General features: G+C 59.6%; 15 protein-coding genes and 1 pseudogene. 6 read left to right on the plus strand and 10 right to left on the minus strand.

Annotation, left to right across the window (positions count from 1 at the left end; all coding sequences use genetic code 11):
- Nucleotides 1-39: 39 nt before the first annotated feature.
- Entirely contained in the window at nucleotides 40-549 is a 510-nt protein-coding gene (locus WOC76_RS22390; protein ID WP_341103490.1) for a type 1 glutamine amidotransferase domain-containing protein, read from the plus strand.
- Between the two features lie 447 nt (nucleotides 550-996).
- Here the strand turns inward: WOC76_RS22390 and WOC76_RS22395 are convergent, their stop codons facing one another.
- On the minus strand, nucleotides 997-1,563 hold the full coding sequence (locus WOC76_RS22395) for an HPF/RaiA family ribosome-associated protein (protein WP_341390163.1): 567 nt from the start codon (nucleotides 1,561-1,563) through the stop codon (nucleotides 997-999).
- A gap of 572 nt (nucleotides 1,564-2,135) precedes the next feature.
- Nucleotides 2,136-5,009, minus strand: coding sequence for a discoidin domain-containing protein (locus tag WOC76_RS22400; RefSeq protein WP_341103494.1), 2,874 nt, complete (start codon nucleotides 5,007-5,009; stop codon nucleotides 2,136-2,138).
- 328 nt (nucleotides 5,010-5,337) lie between these two features.
- Here WOC76_RS22400 and WOC76_RS22405 point away from each other — a divergent pair, with 328 nt between their 5' ends.
- Entirely contained in the window at nucleotides 5,338-5,841 is a 504-nt protein-coding gene (locus tag WOC76_RS22405; protein WP_341103496.1) for a hypothetical protein, read from the plus strand.
- 124 nt (nucleotides 5,842-5,965) lie between these two features.
- Here WOC76_RS22405 and WOC76_RS22410 read toward each other — a convergent pair whose 3' ends face one another.
- Together WOC76_RS22410 and WOC76_RS22415 are read right to left on the minus strand one after the other, a co-directional pair.
- The gene (locus WOC76_RS22410; RefSeq protein WP_341103498.1) at nucleotides 5,966-6,139 is read right to left on the minus strand and encodes a hypothetical protein; all 174 of its coding nucleotides are present in this window, start codon (nucleotides 6,137-6,139) and stop codon (nucleotides 5,966-5,968) included.
- Nucleotides 6,140-6,171: 32 nt separating this feature from the next.
- A complete protein-coding gene (locus tag WOC76_RS22415) occupies nucleotides 6,172-6,705 on the minus strand; it encodes an ATP-binding protein (RefSeq protein WP_341103500.1) in 534 nt (177 codons plus the stop codon).
- Nucleotides 6,706-6,855: 150 nt separating this feature from the next.
- On the opposite strand from WOC76_RS22415, the gene WOC76_RS22420 reads away from it, so the two are divergent.
- The 3 genes and pseudogenes from WOC76_RS22420 to WOC76_RS22430 all read left to right on the plus strand — a co-directional run bounded on the left by WOC76_RS22420 (nucleotide 6,856) and on the right by WOC76_RS22430 (nucleotide 9,225).
- Entirely contained in the window at nucleotides 6,856-6,984 is a 129-nt protein-coding gene (locus WOC76_RS22420) for a helix-hairpin-helix domain-containing protein (RefSeq protein WP_341103502.1), read from the plus strand.
- Between the two features lie 173 nt (nucleotides 6,985-7,157).
- Nucleotides 7,158-7,367: pseudogene (locus tag WOC76_RS22425) on the plus strand (DUF992 domain-containing protein); the annotation flags it as partial.
- Nucleotides 7,368-7,761: 394 nt separating this feature from the next.
- A complete protein-coding gene (locus WOC76_RS22430; RefSeq protein WP_341103504.1) occupies nucleotides 7,762-9,225 on the plus strand; it encodes a hypothetical protein in 1,464 nt (487 codons plus the stop codon).
- 352 nt (nucleotides 9,226-9,577) lie between these two features.
- Here WOC76_RS22430 and WOC76_RS22435 read toward each other — a convergent pair.
- From WOC76_RS22435 to amrS, 6 genes are all read right to left on the minus strand, one after another.
- A protein-coding gene (locus WOC76_RS22435; protein WP_341103506.1) for an IS630 family transposase occupies nucleotides 9,578-10,647 on the minus strand; the annotation gives its coding sequence in 2 pieces (ribosomal slippage) (nucleotides 9,578-10,161 and nucleotides 10,161-10,647; 1,071 coding nt in all).
- A gap of 419 nt (nucleotides 10,648-11,066) precedes the next feature.
- On the minus strand, nucleotides 11,067-12,608 hold the full coding sequence (locus WOC76_RS22440; protein WP_341103508.1) for an alkaline phosphatase family protein: 1,542 nt from the start codon (nucleotides 12,606-12,608) through the stop codon (nucleotides 11,067-11,069).
- A gap of 397 nt (nucleotides 12,609-13,005) precedes the next feature.
- Nucleotides 13,006-13,449 (minus strand): hypothetical protein, encoded by a 444-nt coding sequence (locus WOC76_RS22445; RefSeq protein WP_341103510.1) that lies wholly within the window; start codon nucleotides 13,447-13,449, stop codon nucleotides 13,006-13,008.
- Nucleotides 13,450-13,510: 61 nt separating this feature from the next.
- Nucleotides 13,511-14,065, minus strand: coding sequence for an NUDIX hydrolase (locus tag WOC76_RS22450; RefSeq protein WP_341431604.1), 555 nt, complete (start codon nucleotides 14,063-14,065; stop codon nucleotides 13,511-13,513).
- A 66-nt stretch (nucleotides 14,066-14,131) separates the two neighbouring features.
- The gene (locus tag WOC76_RS22455; protein ID WP_341103514.1) at nucleotides 14,132-14,518 is read right to left on the minus strand and encodes an Mth938-like domain-containing protein; all 387 of its coding nucleotides are present in this window, start codon (nucleotides 14,516-14,518) and stop codon (nucleotides 14,132-14,134) included.
- A 34-nt stretch (nucleotides 14,519-14,552) separates the two neighbouring features.
- Entirely contained in the window at nucleotides 14,553-15,677 is a 1,125-nt protein-coding gene (amrS, locus tag WOC76_RS22460; protein ID WP_341103516.1) for an AmmeMemoRadiSam system radical SAM enzyme, read from the minus strand.
- 44 nt (nucleotides 15,678-15,721) lie between these two features.
- On the opposite strand from amrS, the gene amrB reads away from it, so the two are divergent.
- A complete protein-coding gene (gene amrB / locus WOC76_RS22465) occupies nucleotides 15,722-17,218 on the plus strand; it encodes an AmmeMemoRadiSam system protein B (RefSeq protein WP_341431605.1) in 1,497 nt (498 codons plus the stop codon).
- The last annotated feature ends 57 nt before the right edge of the window (nucleotides 17,219-17,275 follow it).

Here is a 17,275-nt window from a genome sequence, read left to right on the forward strand (position 1 = left end):
CGGAGCGCAGCCAGGGGGCCAGTTGCCAGCGGGGAGCACATGCGAGCGCTGATCGTCAGCTCAGACCGTTTTGAAGACAGCGAACTCTCGGAGCCGCTGCGACAGCTGCAGGCAAAAGGGGTGGACGTGGACATCGCCGCGCCGCAGAAAGGGCCGATTACCGGTAAACATCGACACAGGGTGAGCGCCGGCCTGAGCCTTAGCGCTGTGCGAGCAGAGGATTATGACCTGCTGCTGTTGCCCGGCGGCGAAGCGCCGGCGAACCTTCGGAATATCCCCGACGCAGTGGCCATCGTCAGACATTTCCTTCTTGCCGACAAGCCCGTCGCCGCGATCTGCCATGGACCGCAGCTCTTGATCGCCACTGGGCTGATGGCGGGACGCGCTGCTACCTGCTATCGCGCGGTGGGACAGGAGTTGGAGGCCGCAGGGGTGAACTACCTCGACCGCGAGGTGGTCGTGGATGGCAACCTCGTCACCTCGCGCCAGCCTGCCGACCTTCCGGCCTTCATGCGAGCGATCTTCAGGGCCACGAGACTCTCGCTTTGATGCCGGACCAAGGCCACCTGCTCCCTGACGGCCGGCGCCACGAAGAAGTTTCCCGCAAGGACGACATCGCTTATGGTTGCAAATGCGCGAGCCGATCTTGGGGTGGAACTCAGCGTAACGCGTCACATATCCTTTCCGCGAGCAAGGGGATGTCGAAAACATTTCGCTGATCTTCGGCCTCCTCTTGCGTGAGCAGATCGAAAAGGAAGCAGGCGAGCCCGCGATCAACGAGTTTTTTGGGCTACAAAGCCATTTCGCGGACTCAGCCGAGACGAACCGCCGCCATGAGCGAATTTTACCAACGCCGATGGATGCGGGAGAAGGTATAAAACCCCCGGCAATCCATGAGGCGCGATCAGGACATCCCTTCGTCCCTAGGTTGATCAGGTCCGGAACAAGCGGATCAAATACGCTCGCTCCGGCCGACCTTGCCTGATGACGCTGCCGTTATTCGGGCGCATGTTCGCCGAGCGGCGTTACCCGACTTGCTTGCCGCCCCTTCTCGCCTTCCTCTTCTACGAACCGCACGCGCGTACCGAGCCCTAAGCTGTCAAAGCCTGGTTCCCGGACGCTGTTTCGATGGAAATATATCTCGCGACCATCGGCGCTTTCCAGGAAGCCGTAACCATCCTCAGGCAGAAGTTTCTTCACGACGCCAGTCGGCTGTTCCTCATGAAGCTTTACCTTGCCGCGCATTTCGCCCACTTGATCCTGCAATTGCCGAACTGCTCTGTTGAAGGCGTCGTGGAGCGCGAATTCGAAGCGCTGGAATCGCTCGTCCAAATGCGGAGTGCGCTCAACTGCGACTTCGCGTTCGTCCGGAAGACTGAGGTGTATATGAATGTCGTAAAGCCCGCCGGTATGATGGCGGCCGCCCGGCCCTTTCACGACGACGCGGCAAGCTGTAAGCCGACCATAGCGATCCTCAAGACGCTGAATTTGCGCGATGATTTGATCACGAAATGCTTCCGACGGCTCCATTCCCTGAAAGTCTATTTGCGGGTCCGTCTTCATGGCTCGCTCCTTTGCGCGGGAAGCGCTTGGCGGCTTCCGTTCAGCGATTGAATTCTAAATTCATCATCGACGTTTGGACCTGCGGTTGATTGCCACACAAAACGTCAGCCAAGTAAGGGGAAAGAAACCTTGGAGCGATGAGCTGACGATCGACGAATCGCAGCGGAGCTTAAGAAAAGGCGTCTGCAGCGATTGCGCACTTCCAGAAAAGAGACCGTCCGGGCTGTTGCTGCCGGCGCCCATCGCCGGCGAGTCTGGTTTTGTTCCGGGTTTCCACCTTAAAGAAGATATGAGGGAAGCGGTCGGCGGCGGCTGGGCGCCCGGCGGATGCGCAAGCGATCCGGCGCGCCTCAGACAGGCGCCGCGCAACCTGGCTGGCGCGAAAACGTCTCGTTGTCGATCAAACCAGCGCGCGGGGTCAGGGCGCCCCGCGATGTCAACTCGATCATGCCGCCGTCGACGACGAACCTGCCGAAGCCCTGATGATGGATCGTTTTCGGATTCTTCCTCGCCGGATCGACCCACGCCTTGAGGCCTTCCAGAACGGATCGGATGCTGCTTAGTTAGCGTCATCAGAAGTTGATCAAGAGTCGATCCAGGCTCGACGCAGAGATGACGTCGTTTTCAATTGCGCATGGCCTCCCATCCACTTCAACTCGCTTCGCCCCTGGATATCGGAAGGTTATTCTTTCCGGCGCCGGCCCGGTCAGCGTCATTTCCACTGTTGCGCAAGAAGGCCCGCGTTGCGCTCTCAGATTGACAACGCCGAAGTTAGTTGGCAACTCACGCAGCGTGATCCCTTCACCCTCCCACCATGCGTCGGGGACGGCCCGGAACAGTTCGAGCGTGGTTCCATCCTCCCTCAACAGCATCCGCCGGATCGCGGTTGCGAATTCCGCTCCAATCCATGTGTGCGGCATGTCGCCGATGTATTCCGGCGCTCGCGGCGCAGCCCAGGCGACTTCGGCTGACTCTCGCCAACCACTCGGCCGTCGACACGCGAGTGCGGCCGACAACAGTTCGAACGCGTCTTCAAAACGGCCCAAAGACACGAAGGCGTTTAGACTCCGTATCGCGTAGGGCGGATAGGATCCCTCGAAGTCGGGCTTGCCGAACAGCTTGATACGGGCTGCGGAAATATCATAGGTCGCCTGGAGGAATTCAGCCGGAAGCACGTCTTGCACCCGGCAGGGCTCGAAGGCGATGGAAGTCGAAGTTGGATCGACGTCCTCACGATCGGCGGAGCCGTGGATCACGCCCGTGCCCAGCTGTTCGGTGGTCATGCGGATCGACCGCGCTAGATTTGCGGCGAACTCGGCCCCCTTCGCTTGCGCATGCGCCGCGACAGCGGTGTCGCCGATCTCGCCGGCCAGATATTCGCAATTGCGCCATGCGCTCAAGGCGAAATAATTGTCCCAGTAGCTGTAGCATGGCTTGCTGTAGCCCTCGTGACTGATGGAGGGAGCCAAGAGGCCATGGAAACAGGACGCCGGCCCATACAGCGCGTTCGTCCTTGCGCAAAGCGCCTCGATGAATGTTGTCGCCCGAACAACGGGTTCGAAAATCGCGTCGAGGAAGGCCCGGTCACGAGTGTTGCGATAAACGTCGGCGGCAATGCCGACAAACTCGCCCTGTGAATCAAACTCGATGTCGCTTCCATAGCCGCGATAAACGCCGCCATCCAGGTCGAGAATCGGCGGAACCATGCCGTTTTCGTAGATCCGTTTGGCATACCAGATCACATAGGCTTTGGCCTCTTCGGCCAAGCCAGCCCAGAGCAGGGCAAGCGCTTGCGAGGAGCCGTCGCGAATCCAGGTGCGGTCGTAATTGCGCGGGCCGGGCTTGAAGGCGTAGCCCGTTGAGTTGACGAGGATATATGAGCTTTGCGCCTCGACCGTGTCGCTGACTTCGCGGTCTCCTACCGTGATCTTTCGCGGCCCGATCTTCTCCCGCCAGAAGCGGAGGACCTCCGCGCGAAGGGCGTTGAAATCGGCGTCGGCGCGGGGCGTGACGCCATCCCGCATCGGCGACGACACGACGACGGCGACGCTCTCTCCCTGAGCGAGACGAAAGCTGAACTCGCAGGCGGCGCTGAGGAGGCTCGAGTCCGAACGAAGGCTCCGCGCCGTCTCTCTTGGCGCGTCGCCGATCAGTCGCACAATGTCTCCATTGTCGAAGTCGGCGATCGAGACGATGTCGGGCGCGCGCGAGACGGCGAGATATGGCCTGTCGTCGACCCAAACCTGCCGGCCATCGACGGCGATGGCGTCGATGGCCGCGTGGCCGCCATGTTGCCAGTAAGGATTGATCTGGACAGGGCGCAGGGCAAGGACGAGCGCGCCCTCCTGCAAAAAGCCGCTTCGATTTGTGACGCGGTATTCGACCAGCGCTTCCCCCGCATGCGCGAGGGCTGTCGCGGCGAGTTCGACGCCACAGAGAGACCAGACCACGCGCGGGATCGGCAGCGACCCTTCGGCAAGGGATTGGCTGACGGCGTCGCTCGCGGGCGCACCGCGCAGGACCCCGCTTAGCCGGAGCAAGGGCGTGATCTGGGGCGATTGGGCTTTCGGTTCGAGGTCTCCATATTCGTCGAAAAGCGCTTCCTCGGTGTGGCTCGGTTCCCCCACCACGGTCCAATATACTTGGCGGCCCAGAAGCGCCTGCGGGTAAAGATCGCTGCGCCCCGCCCGAGCGCCGCGTTCCAATTGACCGATGGGCATGCGGTCCTTGTTCAGGACGCGGAGCTTGAGTTCGTTGACGACGGCGCCATCGGGCGAGCTGGTCTCGTGAACGATCAGGCGGAAGTAGCGGGCGGTCGTGGAGCGCCACCAGAAGCTATCACTCTCGCCGCTGCCGACCGTGATGCGGCCCACTGTGCGAAAGTTTACGCCGTCGTCGGAGAGATAGACCGAAAAATCCGTTCCGTATGTCTTTCCCCATGCAATCAGCGCGCCCAGAGGGAAGCGGGGATAACCGAAATCAACCGTAATGCTCTCCCCGGCGCGGAGCGTGACGGGCGAATGCCCGAGCGCTGCGACGCGTCCTTCCTCCGTAACCGAGGGAGCCTTGGAGGGGCCGTAAAGATTGATCTCGACAATTTGGACCGATCGCGCCGGTCCCGCATCGTCGCCTGCCCAGCGCAGGAAGCGGGCCGCAATTGGTGGAAAGGCGAAGATTTCCTGCCCGCCTTCGCCATAGCGCGTGCGACAAAGATGCGCCCAGATTTTGCCGTCGAGCGACGACTCGAATCCATATATTATCGGGGCCTGCTTGCCCCAATAAACTTCGAGCCCGCCGACCATCGCGATTTCGCCAAGATCGATCTCAAGCCAGGGTGTCTTACATGGCTCCGCATGCCACGACGTCGTATAATTGCCGTCGATAGCAAGCCGCGGATCGCCGCTGCTGGCAGTGATCTTCCAGCGAAGTTTACTTGGGACATCCACAGGGCGCTACTTGATGTCGTCTCTTGACGTGACCCTAACAAAGCCACTTGATTTTGTCTCTCATAGGCGAGGACACCTGACAAAATTTTGCGGGCGTAGCTTTGCGACGAACGCAGCGCCGCCATAACTTTCATGTAATTGTTACGCCTGCGCTCTACCCAAGCCTATCTTGGAAATCGGCGCGTCGACCGACTGTCAAACCGAGTTCTCGGCGCGACACATGACGCGCACTAAAACCAAAAGCGCCGGAATGTTAGATCTTTCTGCCTTCCGAAGTTGACGTCTCTGGGCGAAACTCTGGCATTATTTCTGGGTAAGTCACGAGAAGATGATCGACCTTCTGATATTTCTGGCCTCATCCGCGGCGGTGCTCCAGATTGTTGTCACTGTGGTAGCGGACCGGATTGGGCCAGACGTTTCCGGGCGTTTCCTTGAGGTGAACCCGCGCTACAACCGGGAAAGCCTGACCGAATGGGTTCTCTGCAACCCAGCGAAAGCCCGTCGTTACGCCTTTCCTGTGCTCTTTCCACTCGACGCCTTGTTCCTATTCTGCTTCGGCGGTTTTCTTGGGCTCGGTTCAGTGGCTGCCGCTCATACCCTGCAATGGCCTTCCTACGCGGATTGGCTGCTTGCTTTGGCGCCCGGATTTTTTGTGGCGTGCGACCTTGCTGAAGACGTCATGTTGGCGCGCTTTTTACTTGCGCCGACGCTCATCACCAGGGAAGCTGTCGCGGCGGCCAAAGCCATCACGGGGATAAAAATAGCGCTCGTCGTCGTAGCGACATTGCAAACGGCGCTCGTCTCAGCAGTCGGGACGTTCTCGTCGTATTAGCCGCGTACTGGCGCCGTGGTCGGCGCCGGGCCGAAAACCGGCGGAGATCGTGCTGTTTCACTTTCTTGCCTTTATCGCGTGATCCTTCGCGTCGCGCCGGCTGCGGCGAGCCGCCCGACAACGCCTACGGCAAAAACCGGCTGACGTCCGCAAGCTTGCGCGGCAGATATTCCTCGACGACATAGTTCAGGCCCCATTTGGCGAGCGCCTGCTGCTCCGCGCGCACGCCCATGTCGAGCAATTGCTTGATCGCGGCGCTCCATTGTGGATGGGCGATGAAGAAAGGATCGTTGCGCAACGCACCTTTCGCCCGCTTTATGTCGACAGGGGTTAAAGGATGCGTCGCGTCCAGGCAATGTGTTTCTTCTTGTAAATGTCGGGGCGGTTGTTGGCCGTGTCGATCGAAACGTAAAGCTCAGAGGCCAGCGCCTCGCCCTCGACTCGGCTGATAATGTGCAGCGGCTTGCCGACCGTGAGCTGACCATACATGGCCGCCGCCGAAATCCCCATGCCCTGCTGGCCGCGCGACTGGCTGAGCTTGTGAAATTTCGGGCCATAGAGCAGCTTGCCGAAGATGCGCGCGATCTGGCTTTCGACGATGCCGGGGCCATTGTCTTCGACGGCGACCCGCGACTGTTCGAGACGCCCGCTTACCTCAACCGAGATTTCCGGCAGCACGCCCGCTTCCTCGCAGGCGTCGAGCGCATTGTCGACCGCCTCTTTGACTGCCGTGACCAAGGCCTTGGCGGGCGTATCGAAGCCCAGCAGATGACGGTTTTTGAGAAAGAACTCCGAAACGGAGATTTCTTTCTGCCTGCCGGCCATTTCCACGGCGGTCGCCGCCTGCGCTTGTCGATCGGACATTTTCACGCGATTGACCGACGCGGCGCTGGCGCCTGTCCAGGGCCGAGCCTCGCCGGGCGTGGGCTAATGTAAAGACCTTGCAAAAAATCTCGCCATGGGTCGGGGCGGGGCCTATTCTCGGCTTGGTGCGCGCCCGCGCGAGGAAGTCCCATGCCGATCCAAAACGCCGAAATCGCCTCGATGTTCGATCAGGCGGCGGAGCTTCTGGAGATCAAGGGCGACAATCCTTTCCAACACCGCCATTTGTGGCCACGACTCGGCCAATCCGATGCCTTTTAAAAGCGCGCCTCGGACGACCCCCAGATAATTACGAACGGGATCGGTAACGGTCAGCCATTGCAAGGCCTCAGGCATAGTCGATATCGGAAAGCTGGATCCTGATAGAGTGAACATCCCAAGGAGCGCTCGCCGGCGATTATGCTGGCGCGCAGGGCTCCGTCACGGTCGTCGGCGGCGCGGTGCTCGTCGGCGGCTCCGGCAAGACGAACTCCCTGCAGCCAATCTCGGTGTCGGCGGGAATCGGTCTCAATCTCTCCACCGGCATCGGCAAATCAGTCTGCAATACATGCCGGTCACACCGCCGCCGCCGGCCGCGGCGCCGAAGAAAGGACGAGCGGAACATCATTGAGCGACGGCGAGGTAGGCGGTTTGCCCTTAGCTAGGGGAACCGCCTGACATGCACTCGTTCGCTCAGCCAAGCACAAGCGAGCGCCCGTCGCATTTTGCGGCGGGCCAACGACGGGCCCGAACGTCCGCGTCTTGTGAGGAGTTGCGTCCCGCACCTCCGCCGGCCGATGGTAATGCCGCTTCGGGCGCAGGAATTGATTGCCGACGGTCCGCCAGTTTCCGCCGCCCCGTCAAGCGCTCAACGCAAGCAGCCCGGCGTAGGATGCGGGCGACGCGCCAATCGAGGGCACGTTCGGCCCAGCTTCGTAAGTCGATGTTTTTAGCGCTCGTGAACAGGGCGCGCGGCGCCCCCTTCCTCCGCGGGAAAAACCGCTTTAGATTTTTCTCCGTTCATCGATGAGTGCGTCGCAGGCAGGAGATCCAGTCACCGTGAAAAGGGAACGCGCGCGCCCCTTTGAGATCAGGCTTTCCCTGGAGCTGAGCCGGGGCGAGCTCGTCCGGTCGTTCGTGCGGGAAGCGGCCCTGCTGGAAGGGGCGCGCTCCCTGATCGCGAGCCTCATCGCCGAGGATACGCTGCACGCCTGGGCGGTCCTTTGCGCGGTCGCCACCGGTCGGGAAAGCGCCAGCGTGCGCGTCTCATCCTCTCTCGAGGACGTCGAATGCGCGATTGTGGTCAAGGGACATGCGCGTTTTTCGTCGCTCGTCACGTCGCTTTCGAAATTCGTGCGGCGCGACGCGGGGCTTTCCGTCCGCGAGCGCGGGATCGACGGATGGGAGCTCGGCTTTCGCCGTCCGCTCACGGAGGAGCTGACGCTCTCCGAATTGTTCGAGAGAGGGATAAGCGAAAGAGCGGCGCCGCAAGCGCGCGCCCCGGCGGTTCCGACCGCCGATGTTCAGATCGACCTTCCCAAGCGGGAAGACGCCGCAGAGATCGCCCGGTGTTTTCTTGACGTTTACGGTCGCAATTACGTGCATGCGGAGGTGTTTTCGCCACAGCGCTATTGGAGCAAGGTCGAATGCGGCGAGCTACTTCCCGTGGTGGCGCGCAATGAAAACGGAGAGGTGATCGGACATGTCGCGCTCGAGCGCGAGCCGGGCGCGGTCATCGCCGAACGCGGCGAGGCGGTCGTGCTGAGCGCCTACCGAGGGCGCCATCTGCTCGAGAAGATGACCGAGCGCCTGTCCGATGAGGCGAAGAAGCTCGGCCTGATCGGGATTTTCGCCGTGCCCGTCACCATCCATACCTTTTCCCAACGCAACGACGAGCGGGCGGGCATGCCGGTTTGCGCCGTCCTGCTCGGCGCGACTTCCGAGGGCTCACACCCCAAGGACGCGGATTATCCGACGGTCGGCCAGCGGCAAAGCAACCTCATCGCCTTTCGTTTCCTCACGCCGCCGCCCGAACGCGCGATTTGTGCGCCCGAACCCTACCGCGACGTCCTGCGCCGGATTTACGAGAGCCTCGGCGTCGAGGCCTCGCCCCGCGCGCCTGCCACGCCGGCCATGACGGAGTCGAAAACGAAACTCTCGATCAACCAGCGCGCCTATGGGACGATTTTCTTCGAGCAGATCGGCGCCAACGCCGGGATCGAGCTCAAGCAAGCTTTTCGGGACGTCCTCGGCCTCGGCGCCCGCGCCGTGCAGCTTTCGGCGCCCCTCGGTGATCCGGGCCTGCCTCTCCTCGTAAGCCAGGCGCGCGACCTCGGCTTTTTCTTTTGCGGCGTTGGTCCTGCGTTTTTCGATGGGAGCGACATTTTCATGCTTCAATTCCTGTGCGAGCCGCTCGACGTCAGGAAGTTGCAACTCTACACGGAGCAAGCGAAGGAACTTGTCTCCTTCATCGAGACGGACCGGAGCCGCCAGACCGGTGAATCACGCCTCGGCCAAAATTAATAGGTCCTAAGCCTAACCGCCTTTATGCACCGCTCTGCGGTGAAGAGCGATAATTTGGGGGCGGCTTTTTATTTCCCAGGCGCTGTGAGACGCACGTTTTCGTCACCGGCGGTTGAAGTAACCCGCGCCAAAATACTAAACCGCAATCCGTTCCTTCGCGGCATCACAGTCGAAGGCCTGAAGAATTGGGCGAACATCAAAACGGAGGGCCTGGTGACACGGTGATTTTCCATCACTTCCCTTTCAAAAGAGGCGGCCCGTCCCGCTGGCCGCGGTCATTACCTCTGCATCACCTTCATTTCCGGCTCTCTGCCTCGGGAAGCGTGTTTGTCTGGAAGCGTTATACCAGCGGCTATGAGGTATGACCGATATGAGCCCAGTCGCGCATCCCGATTGATGTGATTGTTTCGGGCTGGGCGATAAGCCTTCGCCATGCGTCGCAAGTGGCGTCGATAATGGCGTCGTAATCGTCGAAGACACGGTTGGAGAGCCAGTTCTGGCGCAGATACTGCCAGATGTTCTCTACCGGATTGAGCTCCGGCGCCCGCGACGGCAACAGGATCGGCGTGATGTTCCTGGGCATGACGAGCTTTGTCGTCGTATGCCATCCGGCGCGGTCGAGCAGCAGCACAGCATGCGCGCCCTTTGCGACATGGCGGGATATCTCCTCGATGTGAAGCTGCATCATCTCGGTATCGACACGCGGCAGCGCCAGCGCTGCCCCCTTGCCCTTGGCCGGGCAGATCGCGCCAAAGAGATAGGCGTTTTCATAGCGCTGATCGGCGGGCTGACGCGGCCGCGTCCCACGTCTCGCCCATTGACGAACAAGGCCGTTCTTCTGCCCGATGCGCGCTTCGTCTTGGAACCAGATTTCAATGGGCGTCTTCGGCGGCAAATGGGCCACATGCGCACTCAGCGTCGCTTCGAAGTTTTTTTATAGGCTTCGACGGTCCCCTCATCTTGCGCCGGATGGCGCGGTCGTGCGCTGATGTGGGAGAAGCCCAGCTTCTTCAAAAGCGTTCCGACATAGCGCTCGTGAAAGTCGATTTCAAAGCGTTCCTTGATCACGCGCCGGAGATCGACGCGGCGCCAGCGCACACCGCCATCCTGCTCGCGATCCGGCCCGGCTTCGACGATCCTGGCAAACTCAGCCAGTTGCTCCGAGGAAAGGCGAGGCTTGGGGCCGTTCGTCCAATGGTCGAAGAGCCCTTCCGGGCCGCCGGCGTTGAAGCGATGAACCCAGTCGCGCAAGGTTTGCCGGTCCATGCCGCCGATCCTGGCGGCTTCGGCCCGGTCCTTACCGTCGCGGACCGCCGCCAGCGCCAACAGTCGCCGGCTTTGACTGACGTCCTTCGAGCGCCGGGCCAAGCCCCGCGGCTCATCCGCCGAGAAATCCTCTCGTAATCTCACTGCCGCTGGCATGGCGCGAATCTCCTTCGCGCCTAATGAGTCAGAAAAATCTCCTCAGAGGAATCCTCCCATGAGTCAGTCGGCAAGACCGTTGGTATTACGGCCGCCCGCTTGTCAGCTGCGGTTCTGCGGCGAGACCTGCAGGGCGTAGGTCGTCAGCGCGGGGATCTCGCGCATCCCCGCCTGAGCGAGCGACCACAGGCCGAATGTGGTCCGTCCATTCCTAAGGCCTGATCGAGCGACATTCGGATCCTCGCTGAGCGGGAAAGGTCGCGAGGCAACGCGGGTGAATTTTGCACGTGCCTTTTTGGCCAAAAGATAAACGGACCAAATTGGTCGCATTCTTATGAAAAAGCATTTTTGGCAGAAATCATCTCGTGATTGACGGCCTCGTTCGGCCGCGCGACCGCGGCCGAGACAGAACCGTCTGCTCATTTGCAGAACTTCGGAGGCTCGAATTGGTGCTCTGAGACATCGAGCTCACCGACGTGTGTGGGACTCGCGCCAGAAGTAAAAAGTTTGGCCATTGAGCTTTGAGCGTTCACGCGACAGCTTGGAAGATGATCCAAGTGGAAGCAGTCCTGAATGAGCTTGATTACCGCGGTCGTATCATACTGCGTAGAGTCGACCACGTCTTTAGGCGCAAGCGGAGAAATCAAAATTGCCGGAATGCGCGAGCCCGGGTCAAAAGCGTCGGCCTTCCACTTGACGCTGGACGCTTTCGGAGGGGGAACGTGATCCCAGAACCCGCCGTACTCATCATAAACTATGATCATTGCGAAGCTGTTCTTGCTTGGACTCTGCTCCAATAGGTGCAGAATGCGCTCTATGTGCTCCGCACCGCTAATTATTCCAGCGTAGCCGGGATGCTCATTCAAATTGCCGGTTGGCTTGTAGAAGGCCACAGGCGGCAATTTATCATTGACGATGTCTTCCTCCAGCGCGGCCTCTCCTTTCAGGTGCAGATTGCGTTCTGCGCGGCCTTTTTCAGTGTCTGGACTGAAGCGCTCGAAGTACGCGAAGGGCTGATGATGCCATTGGAACCGGAATACATTGAGGAGCATGTCGTCTTGCTCCACGTTGCGCTTTTGGGTTATCGCCAAGTCCCATCCGCCCGCGTACCAGCGCCAATCAACTCCCTTCGCTGTCAACATGTCGCCGATGGTCGGGGCGTTTTGGCCCGGTAGCAGAATTTCGCCTTGTTTTCCATCATTAAAGAAGATGGACTGAACAGTGTTGACTGCCCAGTCGTCTGGCCTGGCGGTGACGATGTTATCGCCTTTCGGACCTTCGATGGGGGCGCCGTTTTCATCGAGATGCGACCGTAGATCATCATGTGCGTCGGGCCATGCTGGAGAGCAGCCGCAGATCAGCCAAAAATGATTTAGGAACGAACCGCCGAACGCGCCTTGGAAAAAGTGATCCATCAAAACGCCCTTATGCGCCAAGCGCCAAAGAGGCGTGCTCTCCAGTGCCTCTTTGCTGTAATGGCCCATCACCAGCGCACCTGCATCAGACCAAGCGGCGTATTGGTCCATCTCGCCGCCGTGGATTTGTGCACGGTGAGTGTAAAAACGATGGCGAAGGTCTCTGACTACGGTTGCAATGGAGACCCCAGGGAGAACGCCATCAATTCGAAATGGCCCGTTCGGCAAACCAACCAACGCTTCGACCGCTCGTAACGACGTGGGATTATCTGCCCCAGTGAAAGGGTCCTTCGCTGGAGGCAAATATTCGTATGGCTTGCCTTTCTTATCGCTCTGCTTTGCATGAGCCCCCAGATTCGCGATGCCATCGGCGCCGGGATATTCCCCAAACAGGTTGTCGAAGCGGTGGTTCTCCATGTAGACGATAAGAACATGGCTTACGCGGTCAAGCGACTCTTCGCCCCTAGAGTGCGAAGGAAACGTCACGCTCAGCGCGAGGGCGCAGATGGAATAGGACAGGTTCGCTATCGCGTTACAGAATCGCAAGTTAGTCTCCAATGGGAACAGAAAGTTTCGTTGCGGTCGCTCAAGTGCAGACAATCGACCAGACGCCCCCGGCGTCGTACCCACTGCCTGCAGTCGCACATGGTAGCGCCTGTGACCTGCCCCACCGAGGAATTCAACGCCTATTGTGAATATGTTCCAGATTCATGGCTTGTGCGGAGAAAATTGGTGTATGCGCCGAGCAGGCCTCGCCACTCACGCTGTCTAGCACGGCTAATTGCCATGCTATCGAGTTTGCCTAGAAAATCTGTTCATGGTGGTTGGGCATTTGTCCGCTCTCTAAATCTAAAGGACCAACGCCCAAAATTACGAAGGTCGCGGCTGTTTGGTCAGGCTGGCTTGATCGCGTCCGGCGACAGGCCCTGGCCAGGTCTGGCGCTCAGCCCAGCATCATTAACAGCTTGGTCACGGCTCGATCAAAACCGCGGGTAGGCAGGTAACAAAACGGGTTGGTTGCGACCGGCCCCTCCTTGCACCGTGCGTTGTGAGGATCCCATTCATAGCCAAACTTTTTCATGCAATCGATGATTTTGACCTGCATGACGCGGCTATCTTTATGCCGTTCCTCGGGCAGGGCCGTCTCCAGATCGAGCCGACACTCGAGAACATCGCTCCGCTGCCCATTGAGAAAGCGCATGCTCATGTCGCTTGACGCGAAAATGAGTTCGGCCAAGAAAAGGAGCGACAGACCGCCGGCGAGGGCCGCTCTTTCGGCCAGCTTCTTCTCGAAGAAATGGATATCCAGGAATGACAGTGCGCCGGCCGCGAACAGCCCGGCGCCGAGCACCAGAATCACCGGCGCAACGAACGCAATCATCTCCACGAGGCGATGTCCAGATTTATCGTGATTTTAGCCAACGCCGACATTCCATTATACAAACAGTTCAGGGCGACGCAATTTTAGGGCTTGCGTCAGCGCCCATCGTTTTCATGTCGACGAGCTCAGCCGACTCCATCAACGCTGCGAGGGCGCTCAACTCCATCTCGATAACCGTAATGTCTTCATGTTCAGTCACGACCCCGCCCCATTTTGCGATGCGATCAGACGGCTGGTAAGCCGCAAGGTAGAGGGTCATTCGTTCGGTTGAGACGCCAGGTATTGTCCAAACGGCGCCGATGCGTTCGAGCGAACGTAAATGAAGCCCGGCTTCTTCGAGCGCCTCGCGCCGCGCCGATGCGACGCTGTCCGAATCCTCGACGAGGCCGGCGATCACTTCCAGAGTATACTCCTGCCTCGTCGTCAGGAATGGTGGCGCTCTGAATTGTCTAACCAGGATGGCGGTTTTTCGCTCGGGATCAAAGGCGAGCACCGCTACGGCGACGCCGTGATCCTCGACCTCTCGCTGGAGGATTTGTCCGTTGGGCAATCGAATGCCTGCCACCGAAAGGGTGGTCCATCCCTCGCAACGGGTTTCGACATTCAAAAGTTCGTTTTTCATCATGGACCGCCGCGCTCGGGGGACGAAAAGAAGCCTCGCAGCGAAAGGATCCTCACCCGCTCGCCGTCAGCAGGTCACATGCATGAGGCCGACCTTTCTCTTGCGTGTCTCGTTGAACGAATGAATGGCTTCAGGCGTCGGCTGGAGCACGACGTTGCAACCTTTTTTACTCAAATATTCGCTCGCCTCTGGAGAAAGGCGTACGTTGTCTTGTTGGCCTGTTCCAACAATCACGATTTCGCAACCATCTTCGTAGACGAACTTGGCCTCATCTTTGGATATGATGTGCGAGGTCCCGTACTTTTCCTTCGACAGCTTCTTTTTCCGTTTTTCGATGTCGCCCGAGAGACGAATGATGACGTCATGTTCATACGTCTTGCCGTCGACCGTGATGCTGCCGAATCGACTGTCGTCTATCGTCATCTTCCTTCCTTTCGCAGCGGTGTCCTTCACGATCCGCCCCCGACAAGATTATGCCGTCGGTAATTCATCTCGGATTAGGTATGTAGCTGGCATTAGCCAGCCGCACTGGCAGGCGATGGGAGCCCCATAACCCGGGTTCCGCCTCGAAGACGCCATCGCAAGTTTCTCCGCAGCTTAAGCAGCGACCGTCTTCGGTCATCGCCCAAGACGTAATGTCATACCGGTCGCGGCCAATCAGACGCTGGTTGCAATTATGGCAATAAGTGCTCTGGCCAGCCTCGTCGCGCACGTTGCCCGTGTAGACGTAGCGAAGCCCGTTTTCCAAAGCGATTTTCCGCGCAGTTTGCAACGTTGCCGCCGGTGTTGGCGGAGTCTCGCGCATGCGCCAGTCCGGGTGGAAGGCGGAAAAGTGGAGAGGCGTGTCCGGTGCAAGCCGCTCCCTGACCCAGCTGCTTAAAGCCTCGATTTCTGCCGGAGAATCATTCTGGCCAGGGATTAGCAGCGTCGTAATCTCCAGCCAGCAAGGGGTCTCATGCTTTACATATTCGAGCGTCTCGAGGACGGGCCGCAGTTCGGCCGAACATAACGTCTTATAAAAGCCCTCGGAGAAGCCCTTGAGATCGATGTTCGCCGCGTCCATGACGCCAAACAGTTCCTTGCGGGCTTCGGGCGTGATGTATCCTGCGGTCACCGCCACGGTTTTGAGCCCTGCGTCGTGGCAGGCGGCAGCGACGTCCACGGCGTATTCGAGGAAGATCACGGGGTCGTTATAGGTAAAGGCGACCGACTTCGCTCCCAGCTCCTTCGCCGCTTGGGCAATGGCCTGGGGAGAGGCTTCATCCTGGAGGCGATCGAACTCGGTCGCCTTGGAGATGTCCCAGTTCTGGCAAAACTTGCAGGTGAGATTACAGCCTGCGGTTCCGAAGGAGAGCACGGGCGATCCGGGCAGAAAATGGTTGAGCGGCTTCTTCTCGATCGGATCGATGCAGAACCCCGACGACCGGCCGTAAGTGGTTAAGACGATCTCATTGCCTTCACGCGCCCTTACAAAACACAGCCCGCGTTGACCGTCTCGCAGCTTGCAAAAACGCGGACAGAGATCACATTGGATGCGGTCGTCCTCAAGTTGATGCCAATAACGGGCGGATCTCGCCGGCGTCGACGTGGGATGAAGTGTTGCTGCGTTCATGACCGCTAGATGGCGACGCAGAGCGCAGAATGAAAGGGGTTTAAATGATACAGTCGCAACGGGAGGACGCGGTCAGACCCGCGGCGGTGGCAGGCCTGTTCTACCCGTCGGATCCGCTGGAGTTACACTCGACCGTTGGCGGGCTGCTCGCAAACGCTAAGACCGAATACGAGACTGGCGCCCGCTCGGGAAAGCTTTATCAGGCCACTCATAGTAACGCTTCCGCTCGCGTCGCAGGCCTCGATTCGTCCCTGCCCAAGGCTTTAATAGCGCCCCATGCGGGCTATGTTTACTCGGGTCCGGTGGCCGCCTCAGCTTACCACTTGTTGGCCAAGGCGCGCGGCAAAATCTCCCGCGTCGTGCTGCTCGGACCGTCCCATCGCTTCGCTTTTACCGGCATGGCGGGGACTCGGGCGCGCGCCTATGAGACCCCCCTCGGCCTCGTTCCGATTGATCACAGCTGGCTGGAACGGGCGTCAAACGCCATACCCCTCGGGCTTTCGGATGAGGTTCATGAAGGGGAGCATTGTCTGGAAACGCAACTGCCGTTTTTGCAGCTCATCCTTGGCGACTTCAGCCTTGTGCCGATCATTTGCGGTCGAGTGAGCGGGGACCAGGTCGCTGATTTGCTAGAGGCGCTCTGGGGCGGCCCGGAAACGCTCATAGTCGTTTCGTCCGATCTTTCGCATTACCTGGACCATGAGGCTTGCCAAAGGATCGATGGAAAAACCTGCGCCACGATCGAACGTCTCGATCCTGTTTCGCTAACGCCTGAACAAGCCTGCGGGTCTGCGCCGGTCAAAGGGCTCGTCACCGTCGCCAGGCGGAAGGGCATGTCCATCGGAACGCTTGACCTTCGCAATTCTGGCGATACGGCTGGCCCCCGGGATCGGGTCGTGGGCTACGGCGCCTGGGCCTTTTGGGAGAAAGAGGCGGCGAACGATTCTAACGACGACACGGTCCGACGCCATGGCCAACTGATGAATGATGTCGCGCGTCGCGCCATCTGCGGCAATGGCGGTGTTCGAGGCTTGGACAAGATTCCGCCCGCACTCAATCGCGCGGGGGCCTGCTTCGTGACCTTGCACAAGAATGGAGACCTGCGCGGGTGTTGCGGCGCGATACTGGCGAGACGTCCATTGATCGAGGATATCAGCGCCAATGCGTTGAGAGCCGCTTATCGAGACTCCCGCTTTCTCCCGCTTGAGCGGGGGGAGTGGCACGAAGTATCCTTGTCGGTGACGCTGCTGTCCCCGCTCCAATCGATAAGCTTTCCTAGCGAAGCGGAGCTCTTATCGAAAGTCCAGCCATTCGAGGACGGTTTGCTTATCGAAGACGCTGGCCGGCATGCCGTGTTTCTTCCTGCGGTCTGGGAAATGCTGCCTGACAAACAGGAGTTTCTCGCGCGCCTGAAGGAAAAGGCTGGATTGCCGCGTCACCATTGGTCGTCAAACTTCCGCGTATTCCGCTTTTACGCGAGGCAAACGCTCAAGGAAGGATTACATCCAGCGTGCTTCGAAGCTGGAAGTCGGGTGGCCTAAGAGGCCGCCCTGCGACTTTATTTTCGAGCTTGTTCACCGACGCTTTATCGAACCGCC

Source organism: Methylocystis sp. IM3, assembly GCF_038070105.1.
Classification (GTDB): domain Bacteria; phylum Pseudomonadota; class Alphaproteobacteria; order Rhizobiales; family Beijerinckiaceae; genus Methylocystis.